General features: G+C 71.4%; 9 protein-coding genes and 2 pseudogenes. 8 read left to right on the top strand and 3 right to left on the bottom strand.

The genetic code is table 11. The features are described from left to right. Positions 1 to 32 precede the first annotated feature (32 nt). Together IF37_RS0110410 and IF37_RS39230 are read left to right on the top strand one after the other, a co-directional pair. Complete coding sequence (locus tag IF37_RS0110410; RefSeq protein ID WP_030739629.1) at positions 33 to 671, top strand: helix-turn-helix transcriptional regulator; 639 nt, start codon at positions 33 to 35, stop codon at positions 669 to 671. A 1324-nt stretch (positions 672 to 1995) separates the two neighbouring features. Further along, on the top strand, positions 1996 to 2250 hold the full coding sequence (locus IF37_RS39230; RefSeq protein ID WP_052845073.1) for a hypothetical protein: 255 nt from the start codon (positions 1996 to 1998) through the stop codon (positions 2248 to 2250). A gap of 205 nt (positions 2251 to 2455) precedes the next feature. Here IF37_RS39230 and IF37_RS0110395 read toward each other — a convergent pair whose 3' ends face one another. After that, complete coding sequence (locus IF37_RS0110395) at positions 2456 to 2872, bottom strand: hypothetical protein (protein ID WP_030739623.1); 417 nt, start codon at positions 2870 to 2872, stop codon at positions 2456 to 2458. A gap of 1091 nt (positions 2873 to 3963) precedes the next feature. On the opposite strand from IF37_RS0110395, the gene IF37_RS0110380 reads away from it, so the two are divergent. The 5 genes and pseudogenes from IF37_RS0110380 to IF37_RS39220 form a co-directional block, all read left to right on the top strand. Beyond that, positions 3964 to 4437: a nuclear transport factor 2 family protein gene (locus IF37_RS0110380; protein WP_030739617.1), complete on the top strand. Its 474-nt coding sequence runs from the start codon at positions 3964 to 3966 to the stop codon at positions 4435 to 4437. Between the two features lie 375 nt (positions 4438 to 4812). Beyond that, on the top strand, positions 4813 to 5331 hold the full coding sequence (locus IF37_RS0110375; protein WP_253915721.1) for an ATP-binding protein: 519 nt from the start codon (positions 4813 to 4815) through the stop codon (positions 5329 to 5331). Positions 5332 to 5477: 146 nt separating this feature from the next. Further along, positions 5478 to 6053, top strand: coding sequence for a TetR/AcrR family transcriptional regulator (locus tag IF37_RS0110370; protein ID WP_030739614.1), 576 nt, complete (start codon positions 5478 to 5480; stop codon positions 6051 to 6053). Between the two features lie 28 nt (positions 6054 to 6081). Beyond that, positions 6082 to 6414, top strand: a pseudogene (locus IF37_RS45645) (transcriptional regulator); the annotation flags it as partial. A 492-nt stretch (positions 6415 to 6906) separates the two neighbouring features. Beyond that, positions 6907 to 7272 (top strand): annotated as a pseudogene (locus tag IF37_RS39220) (HAMP domain-containing protein); the annotation flags it as partial. Positions 7273 to 7394: 122 nt separating this feature from the next. On the opposite strand, the gene IF37_RS0110355 reads toward IF37_RS39220, so the two are convergent. Then, positions 7395 to 8111, bottom strand: a complete 717-nt coding sequence (locus tag IF37_RS0110355) for a response regulator transcription factor (RefSeq protein ID WP_030739610.1) — start codon at positions 8109 to 8111, stop codon at positions 7395 to 7397. 3 nt (positions 8112 to 8114) lie between these two features. After that, positions 8115 to 9260, bottom strand: coding sequence for a sensor histidine kinase (locus IF37_RS0110350; RefSeq protein ID WP_253915720.1), 1146 nt, complete (start codon positions 9258 to 9260; stop codon positions 8115 to 8117). 406 nt (positions 9261 to 9666) lie between these two features. Here IF37_RS0110350 and IF37_RS0110345 point away from each other — a divergent pair, with 406 nt between their 5' ends. After that, positions 9667 to 11913 (top strand): MMPL family transporter, encoded by a 2247-nt coding sequence (locus IF37_RS0110345; RefSeq protein ID WP_079165650.1) that lies wholly within the window; start codon positions 9667 to 9669, stop codon positions 11911 to 11913. Positions 11914 to 12452: the final 539 nt, after the last annotated feature.

Genomic DNA, 12452 nt, shown 5'->3' with positions numbered 1-12452 from the left:
GTGCAGCGGCGAGGTCGGAGGGAACGGTCACGGTGGCAGTCGACGGGGTGGACGGCACGTTGGCGGCGATGGGGCCCAGGCTCCGAGCCGCGCGCGAGCAGCACGGCGCCACGCTCGCCGGTATCAGTTGTGCGACCGGCATTTCATCGAGCACGCTGTCGCGGATCGAGACCGGCCGGCGCAAACCCACCCTGGAGGTGGTGCTGCGGCTGGCGAAGGAGTACGGCGTCTCACTGGACGAGTTGGCCGGTACCGCAACCGCTCCCGTGGCCGAGCCGCGCGCCTCGGCGCCGCTGAGCTTCGGCGACGGCAAGGTGGTACTGCCGCTCACCCGGTACGTCGGCGGCCTGCACGCCCACAAGCATGTCCTGCCTGCCGGTGAAGGGCCGCCCGCGCGGCCCGGTCAGGTCTCCCATCAGGGCTACGAGTGGCTGTGCGTCCTGTACGGGCGGCTGTGGCTCGCACTCGGTGAGCGGAACCTCGTTCTGACTGCCGGGGACGTCGCCGAGTTCGACACCCGCGTCCCCCACGGAGTCGCGAACGCCGGATCCGCCGGACCGGTCGAGTATCTGATCTTGTTCGGGCCCCAGGGAGAACGTCTCCGGCCGCGCACCTCTCAGCCGCTGGTGTCCGGACTGGTGAGAGAAAGGCTGCGGGATGAGCATGTGTGACAAGCCGTCTGCCTTATCGGTGACCACCACGCTGCCGCATTAAGTCTCATTCGCCACGTCATCCGGCTCTGCCGGTGACAACTACCGAGCTTCGGCTCACCCATCGACTACGACAGAGGCCCGCTGCTCGACGCCGAGCACGACGCCGTTCGTATCGCCCTCGCGCTACGCGGCTGCCCGCACATCGCCTTCGTCGCCTCGGCCGGGCCCGGCGACGAGACGGTCTGGTTGAGCCGGCGGGTCCGGCCGCGGCGGTCGGTCCGGCCCGGGAGGGGGACGCCGTTGATCAGCGGTTCGTGGTGGGCGGAGCGGTTGCGGAGGGAGCGGACATGACTGGCGGTGGTGAACACGGTGGTCCGCTTGCCGCCGCTGTTCGCGAACGCCTTGTGGAGGGCCTTGCGCCACAGGGTGGAGTCGTAGTCGACGTTCTTGGTACGGGCCGTCGCCGCGGGTGCCGTCTTTGTCGAGCAGGTTCACCCAGCAGCCGAAGGCGGACTCCGCCACGATCTTCCCGGCCGGGACTTCGTCACGCGACCGGGGTCGGACTTCTGTTTTGTCGCGGCGCCGTCAGGCGTCAACCATGAACCTTCCGTGTCACCTGATTCAGGTGAGCGGCCTCGCCGCCGCGCTGGGAGCGGGCGAGCGCCGCCGGGTCCTCGAGGAGCGGCTGCGGGAGCGGGCGGCCGCTGAGGGGGAGCAATTCGTGTGGCGGCGGGAGCAGGCCCGCGAGCAGCAGGTCCGCCCCGTGATGCGGCCCGTGTGGTTGCCCGGAAGGGGGCGGAGGCCGAGCGTGCGGCCGCGGCCGCCGCCGACGCGGTGCGTCAGGCCCTGCCGTGCGCGGACTGCGGACCTCAGCGGTCGGCCGGCCTGCGCGAGGCGTGCGATATCCGGCGCCGGACCGAGACAGTGATCGTGGAAGCCGGGCTCATCGCCGCAACCTGGTCGGTCGACCTGGACGACCCAAGCGATATCGCCGCCGTCGCCGCCCACGACCGGACCTCGCTGGAGGCCGACATCGAGCGGGCCCGGCATGAGCTCATGGAGCCGGGCGCGCTGGACGCGGACCCGGGTACGCAGTACGTCCCACCGAGCCATGCGCCGCATGATCCCGACCGCTCACCCGTACGGCGCACACGCAGCCGAGCCGATCACAGACACCACAAGCACATGACCGGGCGATCGGCAACCTGTCGTCCCCGGGCCCGCAGGGCCAGTGCGTATCCCTCACAGCGCGCCTCGTCCCCGGTGTCACTCAAGTCGCAGCCTCCGCAGTTCTACCGACGGTAGGGCCTCGCGCGGCACCGGCCGTGTCCTCATCCCGTCCTTGTCCGTCCTCGCCGCCGAACGGCGGGTCCCGGGCGCGGGCAGGCACGCGGCCTCCCTGCGGTTCGAGGAGAACGTGCCCTTCGCCGCCGCGCACGCCGTGGACGCGATGACCTGGGTGAAGGTGGACTGGCCGGTGGCACACGCCGCGGCGATCGCCTGGCACGCGGTGAAGGCGGGAGAGCCGCTCACGCCCCTGTCGCTGGAACCCGAACTGTATGCAGGTACGGGCATCACGCCACTGAACCCCACCTGACCTGGCTCTGCGCCCTGGGGGCAGGAGCAGGGCAGTTGTCTCCCGAAGACGGTCTCCAGCCTCGCCAGTTCACCGGCGGGCGTCCCGATGAGCCCGCCCGTGTGGTGACTACCTGCGCCAGCGGCTTCGTCGCCCGCCGTACTTCACCACCGCGGCCCGCTGACCGTCGAGCCGGGCCGGCGGATCACCCAGCTGCGCGACCCGTTCACTGGTCCAGGCCGTGCAGACTCTCCAGGCCGGTGGCCGCCGCGTACGCGCGGAGGGCGGCCTTCAACGAGCGGGCCGTCCAGGTGGCGCCCCGGGCCGCGGCGGCGTCCAGGTACAGGCCCAGCACCTGGTCCGGGCTGGTCTGGTGTCCGGCGTGTCGCAGGACGGCGGGCAGGGTGACCAGGTCGATCAGCCCGGTCACGTCCGGGCGCACGCTCTCCACGTCGAGCAGCACCACCTCGCCGTCCGAGCGCCGACGCATGTGCTCGGGGTTGAGGTCGAGGTGGCCCAGCGGCACCAGGTCGGGGACGTAGGCGTCCGCGTGCGTGGCCGGCACCTCGCCGTACGGTCCTGGGTCGGCGATCCAGGCAGGGGCCGCGGCGTCGAGGAGGACGGCGAGGGTGAAGCCGGCCATCGCCTCGGCGGCCTCGCGGGCAGCCGCAGAGAGGCGGTGTGGTCGGCGGCGACGCGAACGTCCAGGACCGCGGGCATCCGCGGCCCGCCCCAGTCGGCCGCCTCCGGCAGGTACTCCAGCAGCAGCGACAGCGACTCGTCGTCCTCTGCGTACAGCCGGGCGACGGGAGCGGTGCCGGCCAGCAGCGCGTACGCCAGCGTCTGCCCGGCATACGCGGCCGGACCGGCGTGGAACTTGAGCACCGCGAGCCCTCCGGCGGCGGCCGGTGCACCGCGAACACCGCGGCGGTGTAGCGGGCGCTGAGCATGCTGAACCTGCCGTTCACGCCCGGGTGGGCGGCGGCGAGCACCCGGCGGGCGCGCACGAGCAGGTCGAGGGGGTCGGTGGGCATCGGGGTGGCGAGCCATCCGGCCGGTCGGATGCGGGCCAGGCCCGTCAGCGCCTCGGCGGCGGTGGCCGGCGCGGTGGTCACCGGGCGCCCGCCGGGGCGGTGATGCTGGCAGCCATGGTGGCGTAGGACAGAGCGGCGAGGTCGGGGCGCTGGTGTGTTCGCCGTAGATGCCGAAGAAGGCGCAGACGAGGCTGTTCAGCGGGCGGCCGATGTGCCAGCACTCCATGGCCCCGCCGGCCACGTCCCACACTTGCAGGCGGCCGGTGATCAGGGCGAGGTAGTCCTGGAAGGACATCCGGGCGCCGAACGGGTAGGCGGCCATCGCCTCTTCGCGTCCGGTCGCCTCGACCTGGACGAAGCCGGCGGTGGTGACGTCCCAGGCGAATTGCAGGAGCTCGTCGCCGGGGCCGCCCTTGAGCCGCAGCACCGCGCGGTGCGCTCCGAGCGGGCCGGAGAGGTACTCAGGGATGCTGCACGCCAGCATGCCGGTGCCGGTAGCCAGCCCCGGCTGTGGAACAGCTCCTCGGCGGCTTCGAGCGCGCGCTCACGTGCCGTTTCCTGGTCCAGCGTCTATGCCCCCTTGCACGGAGAACCAACGTTCTCTACGCTAGTGGATGTCGCGAGAACGATCGTTCTCCGATGGCTTTCGAGGGGCCCCTGGACCTTCGCGAGCCCCAGAGTTCGAAGGAGCTGAGTCGATATGACCGACACGACCCGCCCGCCGGTGCCCCCGTTCACCCGGGAGACCGCCATCGAGAAGGTCCGACTGGCCGAGGACGCGTGGAACACCCGTGACCCGCAGAAGGTGTCACTGGGCTACACGGTGGACTCGCGGTGGCGCAACCGCTCGGAGTTCGCCACGGGCCGAGAGGCGATCGTCGCGTTGCTGACCCGCAAGTGGACCGCCGAGCTCGACTATCGGCTGATCAAGGAGCTGTGGGCCTACGACGGCAACCGCATCGCCGTGCGCTTCGCCTACGAGCACCGCGACGACGCCGGGAACTGGTACCGCTCCTACGGCAACGAGAACTGGGAATACGACGAGCACGGCCTGATGCACACCCGCCACGCATCCATCAACACCCTCCCGATCGCCGAATCCGAGCGCAAGTACTTCTGGCCGCTGGGCCGCCGTCCCGACGACCACCCCGGCCTCAGCGATTTCGGCTTCTGACCGGCCGCCCCCGCGCCGTGGATCCGGGCCCGACGCCGGATCTACGGCGGGCCGTTCGTGCGTGAGGCTGTACCGCGGCAGGGGCCGCCGCGTGCCTGTGGGCTCAGGAGTCCCTCGCAGGCATTGAAGGCCCTCTCACCTGCGGTGAGCGTGGGGCGTTGCTCCAGAGTTCGGCAGTTCAGCGTATCCCTCTTGCGCTGAGAACGATCTAGGCTGATCTCAATCGACGGAGCGATCGTTCTCAGCTGGAGGCTCACGGCGCTGTCACCGCTGGCCGGACGGATTGCCGGTTCGGCCGCCGCGAGTGCCGCAGGACCGCCGCCTCGGCCCTGACGCCGACCCAATCCAGGGCCGAGGGCAAAGAAGCTGCAGAACATGAGCCTCCTGGTGTGGGCTCGGAAAGTTCAGATGGGCGTTCCCATGACCCTCTCGCACACCGCAGCGCAACCCCCTCCGATGTCGCTGCCCTTGGCCGGCGAGCAGCCCCGGACAGCCCCCGTGGCCCCGGCGCTGGCCCATGCTCGTACGGGCATGCACCGGCACGGCATGATCGCCCTTCCCGCCGAGGAGCGGTGGGTACACACCGCCCGCCACTTCGCCGCGTCCCTGCTGGCCCGATGGGACGTCGTCCCGGAGGATCAGGACTCCGTCCTGCTGATCGTCGGCGAGCTTGCGGGGAACGCGGCCCAGCACGGACGGGCCGACATGATCGTGAGCCTCACGTTCGAAGGCCGCGCCGTGCGTATCGAGGTTGCGGACCCCGGCGCCACGGCGCCCTCGCCCCACCGCTGCACCAGTGCCCTTGAGGAACGGCATCGCCGACGGGACCGCGCTGATGTGCGCGTCGCCACGCACCGGCCGGGGCCATCCCGGGCGGGCCTTGTGCTCGCTTGAGAGGGCAGTGCAGAGGGCAGCCTGCCCGGCCTCGCTCCGGGCAGGCTGCGTTACGGCGACGGTCCGGCCCGCGCCCGGGAATGTACCTTGCGACCTGGAGCGCTGTACTGTAAGAGAACGTTCGTTTCCGGGAATGGGTGATCGAAGTGGAGCTCGAAACGACTGAGCAGCGGATCCTCGACGCTGCCGAGGAACTGTTCTACGGCCGAGGCATACAGTCGGTGGGAATGGATGCGATCCGCACCGCCTCCGGCGTGCCCCTCAAGCGCCTGTACCAGATCTTCCCTTCCAAGGACACCCTGGTCGAGGCGTACCTGAAGCGGCGGGACGCGAGGTGGCTCCATGATCTGGCTCGGTACGTGGATGCCCACGACTCACCTACGCAGCGGATTCTGGCGGTCTTCGACTGGCTGTACCGCTGGTTCAGCGAGCCGGACTACCGCGGCTGCGGCTTCATCAACTCCTTCGGGGAACTGGGGGCGACGTCCCAGGCCGTGGCCGACATCGCGAAGGCCCACAAGGATGCCTTCCGGCGCTATCTCGCCGATCTCGTGGCCGCCGCGGACGCTCCCACATGGCTGACCGACCAGCTCGTTCCCCTCGCCGAGGGCGCGATGACCACAGCGGCCATCTCCGGGTCTCCAGAGCCCGCGCGTCACGCCAAGGACGCCGCCCGCACCCTGCTGCGGGCCGCTCACGCAGACGCGGTCACCGCTGCCTGAGCACGCCGTCGCCTTCACTCACAGGCCGGTGTTCGTAGGGGCACTCACCCAGGCCCCTGCCCCTGCCCATGTCGCTGCCGCTCCGGCGGCCGCGCCGCGTCCGGCACGCACCACCAGGACGTCGTCGATGTCGCGCCGCCCGAGTGCGAAGAAGGCGGTCCCGGCCGGCACCCCGGCGGGCGGCACCGATCCGCGGTTCGAGAACGGGCCGCTCGCGGTCGTCGACGTCGACACCGACGGGCAGGTGCTGGCGTACTGCACCGGCGGCCTGGTCCTGGATGTGCCCGCCAAGTCCCTCCCGGCCCTGGGGGAGTGGACGCTGAAGGAAGCGAAGCTGGGGCAGCCGAGGCTGTCCGGACCGGCCACATCCACGGCGAGGACGGCTGCACCGGCTGCGACGGCAGTCGCGGCCCGGCCGGACACGGCTGGGAAGCCAGGATGCGCACCATCACCGAGGTGCAGCCGAACATCACCAAGTGGTTCGACCGCGACGTATGGACCCACGCCGTCAACGACGCGGGCTACGCCGTCACCTGCCGCTGACGTCAGCGCGCAGGGACAGGCATGACGTCACGGACGACCAGCTGCCATCCGTACGGGTGGTCATGGGCTCCATCTGGATGTGGGTGCTGAGCCGAAGCACGATAGGTGTCACAAGAGCGCGCTTGTTGAGACCAAGAACGGCGCAGGCCCCCGCGGGGGTCTGCGCCGTTCGGTGATTGAGAGGTGGTTCTGTACGGCCCTGGTGTCCACCTCTGGCTCGAGGGTTCCGCTACGGGCAGTGCCGTGTCACGCCCGGCAGGTCTCACATCGTGTAGTCCTGCGAGTCACAGGCATCCCGACGATCGGGTTGCGGACCACCTATCTCCTCGGGCCGATCACGGCGAAGGTCCACGCCACCTGGCTGGTCCTCGCGGCTGCCGGGCTCGGCGTCCTGGCCGCCGTCTCCGTGATCGGCTGCGCTCTCGCCCGCTCCGTCACCCCTCCGCTCCAGACCCTCGAACGCGCCACCGCACAACTCGCCGGAGGCCGGATCACCGATCCACCGGCCGCCGGCCAGGGACCTCCGGAACTGCGCCGTCTCACCGCGTCGTTGACGAGAACCGCGACCCGGCTCCAGCACCTGCTGCAGACTCAGCAGGCCTTCGCCTCCGAGGCGTCACCTCAGCTGAAGACTCCGCTGACGGCCCTGTGCCTGCGCCTGGAAAACTTCGAACCGCGCCTCGCTTCTCGCGGACCCGAGCGGCGACAGCACCGGCGCGTCCACTCGGCGGCGGGCCGGGCCGGAACCCGGCCGGGGTACGGGCCCGGCCGGGGTACGGGCCGGGCCGTCCGCGGGAGTCAGTCCGTCTCGGCCGGCTGCCGGGCCTCCACCAGACCGGACTCGTAGGCCGCGATGACCGCCTGGGCCCGGTCCCGGACGCCGAGCTTGTCGAAGATGCTGGTGATGTAGTTCTTCACGGTGGAGACACTGATCTCCATCGTCCGGGCGATCTCCCCGTTGTCCAGCCCGGTGGCCAGCAGCCGCCAGACCTCCCTCTCGCGCGGGGTGAGGCCGTCGGCATGCTCCGCGGTGGGCTGCCTCCGGGGCCGGTGCGCGGACAGCTCGGTCCTGACGTAGGCGGAGATCAGCCGGGTCAGCAGACGCGGCGCGACCACGGCCTCACCGGTGCGGACGGTACGGATCGCCGCGACCAGTTCCTCGGGAGAACTGTCCTTGGGCAGGAAGCCGCAGGCGCCCGCGCGCAGGGCGGAGACCACGTACTCGTCCAGGTCGAAGGTGCTGAGGGCGAGTACCCGGCACTCGGGGAGGTCGCGCGCCAGCCGCTCGGTGGCGGCCACGCCGTCCAGCACCGGCATCCGGATGTCCATCACCACCACGTCGGGACGGTGTTCGCGGGCCAGGGCGACGGCCTGTTCGCCGTTCTCGGCCTCGGCGACCACGGTGACGGCCGGGTCCGGCCCGAGGATGAGGGCCAGGCCGCGGCGGACGAGCGGCTGGTCGTCCGCGATCAGCACGCGGATCGGGTCACGGGACTCGGCCACGGCGTCGGGCACCGGTCAGCTCACCTCGTTCTCGTTCGGGCGCGGTTCCAGCGGCAGGCTCGCCGCGACCCGGAAGCCGCCGCCGGGCAACGGCCCGGCCTCCAGGGTGCCGCCGTGCAGGGCGACGCGTTCGCGCATACCGGTCAGACCGTATCCGCTGCCGCCGCGGAGCGCTTCGGCGGGCTCCGCACCGTCGTACGCGCCCCGGTCGGTGACACTGAGGGTGAGCCGTTCCGGCAGGCAGACCAGGTGAATCTCCGTGGGGACGGTGGGTCCGGCGTGCTTGCGGGCGTTGGTCAGTGCCTCCTGGACGATCCGGTAGACGGTGAGACCGACGACCGGGGGCAGCGGGCCGGGGTCGCCGACGACGGTGAGGGCGGAGGGCTGCCCGGCCTGCCGGGACTCCTTCACCAGGCGGTCGAGGTCCGCCACACCGGGCTGCGGGGCCTCCGGTACGCCCTGTGGGCCCGGTGCGGCGGCGTCGTCCGCCCGCAGTACGTCGAGGAGTTGCCGCATCTCGCGCAGCGCGAGCCGCCCCGACTCCTCCAGGGTGATCAGTGCCCCGCGCGCGACACCGGGGTCCCCGAGGTTGGCCCGGGCGCCGCCCGCCATGAGCTGCATGGTGGTGATGTGGTGGGCGATGATGTCGTGCAGTTCCCGTGCGATGCGCCTGCGTTCCTCGGCCACCGCGCGTTCGGCGAGGAGCCGGCGGTTGGCCTCGGTCTTCCGCTGCCAGCTGTTGACCACGAGGGCCGCGACGACGACGAGACCGGCGGCGAAACAGGCGCCGAACACGTTGAGGAAGGTGAGCTGGGAGAACTTGCGGGGGAAGACGGAGAGTGCCACCGCCGCGGCGGCCGCGGCCGCCGTCGGCACCGGGCGGGAGGCGCGGGCGGTGGAGTACAGGGCCACCGTCAGCACCGCGCCGAAGTGCTGCTCCGCCGGCACGATCAGGTTCAGCAGCGCACCGAGCGCCAGGACCGCGGCCATGACCGGAAGCGGGTGGCGGCGCCGGAAGAGCAGGGGCAGCGCGGACAGCACCGACAGCAGCAGGCCGGCCACCGTGACGGACCCGTCCCTGAGTTCGGGGATCGTCGTGTAACCGAGGAGGTCCACCACGGCGGCGCCGACGGTGACCAGGGCGTCGTCGCGGGTCCACACCAGCCCCGCGACTCCCTGCGATCCGAACGGCCGTCCGAAACCTCGACGCGTCGGCCAGGGGTTACGGGGCGTCGGCATGGTCTTCCTCTCGCTGCTGCTTCCGAGACGGCCCGGCCAGGCGTCCGCCGTGCCGTCATTCGACCCGCGGTCACCCGGTCCTGCCGTGACGCGGTCCCGCGGTCATTCGTCGCTGCCGTCCTCTGTTCCTTCCGTCATTCTGGCAGCGGCGCACCCTCCCGGAGTGCGACCCGGGGCCGAGGCACGGACCAGGACCATGGTCCTGGTCCCGGCGGCGCCCGGCCCCCGGGGCCCATGCCGTTTCTCATCCCGCGCTCGGACGGCATCCGTGAATTCCGCTGGTTCGCTTGAGGGGCACTGTCCGAGACCGCACCGAACGGGAGCCCCCGTGATTCGCGCCCTGACCGGATTCTCCACGAGAAATCCATGGAAGGTCATCACCCTCTGGATACTGCTGGGCATCGGGCTCACCGTACTCAGCCAGCCGTTGATGTACCGCGTCACCGAAAGTCAGATCGGCGGCTTCCTGCCCGACACCTACGACTCGGCGGCCGCCCTGAAGACCGCCGAGGAGAAGTTCGGTGTCAAACCGGACGCCAACTCGGTGACCATGCTGGTGAAACGGTCCGACGGCAAGCCGCTCGGCGCCGCCGACCAGCGGCGCGCGCGGGCCACCGCCGCCGCGCTCGGGCAGCAGCGGGTGACGATGCCGAAGGCCGCGGACGAGCCGGACTTCCTGGCCGAGGACTATTCGCAGACGCCGAGAATAGGGGCCGGAACGGAGGCACCCCACGGGGCTTTCGTTCTCTTCCAGGTCGGACTGTCCGGCAATTCCATCGACCCCGGTTTGCAGAGCGTCTTCAGGGAATTCCGGGACAGCGCGGCCCGTGCGTACGAGAAGGAAGGACTGCGCACCGGATTCACCGGCGGGCTGGCCGACATGGTCGACAGCGCCGACGCGGAGAAGACCACCGGCATGGTGGCATCGATCCTCACCGTCGGCCTGATCCTCCTGCTGAACGTACTGGTGTTCCGCAGCCTGGCGGCGGCGCTGCTGCCACTGGTCGCGGTCTCCCTGGTCGGCGGCGCGGCCGGCGGGGCCGTGGTCGGCGCGGCCCTGCTCACCGGCATCAGACTCGACCCCTCCACACCGTCGCTCATCAGTGTCGTACTCCTCGGCATCGGCATCGACTACTTCCTCTTCCTGCTGTTCCGCTTCCGGGAGCGTCTGCGCGCACAACCCGGACGGAACGCCCGCGACGTGGCGGGCGAGGTGACCGGACGCGTGGGTTCCGCCATCACCTCGGCGGCGCTCACCATCGTCGCCGCCTTCGCCACCCTCGGTCTGGCCGGCTTCGGGCAGTTCCGGGTGCTCGGCCCGGCCATCGCGGTCTCCGTCCTCGTCATGCTGCTGGCCAGTCTCACCTTCATGCCCGCCCTGCTGGCGGCCACGGGCCGCCGGATGTTCTGGCCGTCGCGCGCCCTGAAGCGCACGCCCCGCGAGGGATCGGCCGCTCGCTTCGGCGACCTGATCACCCGGCGGCCGGTCGCCGTGACGATGGGCGCGGTCGCACTGCTGGGAGCTCTGGCCGCCGGAACGATCGGCATGAGGATGGACTTCGGCACGGGCGGCGGCTCCTCCGACACCCCGGCCGCCGCCACCGCCGCCGAGATCTCCCGGGCCCTGCCCGCCGGGGTCTCCGACCCGACCGGCGTCTACGTCACGAGCAGCAACGGCGACGTCCTCGGCCGGCGGGGCGTCGACTCCCTCGTCCAGGCACTGCGCCGCACCGAGGGCGTCGGCCAGGTCGGCCGTGCCGTCTTCGACAAGACAGGCGACGCCGCCCGGATCGACCTCTACCTGGAGGCCGACCCGCAGAGCCGACGGGCGCGCGACCTGGTCACCGGGCCGGTGCGGGACACGGTCGGGAGGAACACGCCCGCGGGCGCCGAGGCACATGTCGGCGGCACCGCGGCGATCTTCGCGGACGTCTCCGCCGCCGTCTCCAAGGACCTGCGGCTCGTTTTCCCCGTGGCCGCCGCGCTGATCGCGGTGATCCTGCTGGTGCTGCTGCGCAGCCTGCTGGCGCCCGCCGTGCTGATGATCTCCGTCGGCCTCGGCTTCGCCGCCACCCTCGGCGCCTCCACCCTCTTCTTCCAGCACCTGCGGGGCGAGCCCGGAGTCGACTTCACCCTCCCCTTGGTGCTGTTCCTGTTCGTGGTCGCGCTGGGCACGGACTACAACATCCTGATGAGCGACAGGATCAGAGAGGAGATGGAGCGCCCGGGTCCCGCCCGGCCCGCCGTGGCCCGCGCCGTGCGGCACACGGCCCCGGCCGTGGCCACCGCCGGACTGGTGCTCGCCGGCTCCTTCGGCAGCCTCGCGGTGAACCCGTCGCAGTCCACCCAGCAGATCGGCTTCGCGACGGCACTCGGCATCCTGCTGTCGGCGTTCGTGCTGTCGATCGCGCTGGTCCCGGCGCTCGCCGCCCTGCTCGGCCGCCGGCTGTGGTGGCCGGTACGGCCCGACCGGTCCGCCCGGCGCGGGCAGCGCCCGTCCGAGCCCGGAGCCCGGCACGGGGAGGCGGGACACCCGGAGCACCTCGCCCCTCACGACCGGATCGGCATGAGCTGATCGCAGCCCTGCTCCGTGCGTGCGCGGGACCGTCCGAAACGGGCGGCCCCGCGCACCACCCGCCGCTGCCGGCCCGTGTCCCACCCTCTCTCTCCGAATCCCGAGGATCCCGTGCAACCGGGCACGTGACATGGTGAGAGCTTCCTTGACGGTCCCGTCGCCCGTCTCGGAGATCGTGGTGAACCGGCGCAGAGGCAAAGGCGACTCGCTGACCGGCGCGCACACCCCGATCCCTCACGACGGCGGGCGGCCCGCAGCAGCTCGGACGGTCCGGGAGGCCGGCCACTGAGTGGCCCCGACTGGAGCGGCGTCCACCGGCCGCGAGTCGGCCGGCGTCCATTCCGTGCGGGTGGTGACGGATGGGAGGGCTGTCGTAGATATCGCGGGTGAAGTCGTGGCTGCCACGGGCTGGTCCGGGCGGCACTCCGTGACCAGGCCTTAGAACTCCTATCGCAATGACTTCAGGCGTCTCCAGCAGATGAGTGCGCATGCCAGGGTGAGGAAGCCTTCGTGGATGTCGTCGCGGATCTCCCAGCGGA

It is taken from the genome of Streptomyces sp. NRRL S-31 (assembly GCF_000718775.1).
GTDB lineage: Bacteria > Actinomycetota > Actinomycetes > Streptomycetales > Streptomycetaceae > Streptomyces.
The sequence above is the reverse complement of the archived record's forward strand: the minus strand, read 5'-3'. Positions and strand labels throughout refer to the sequence as shown.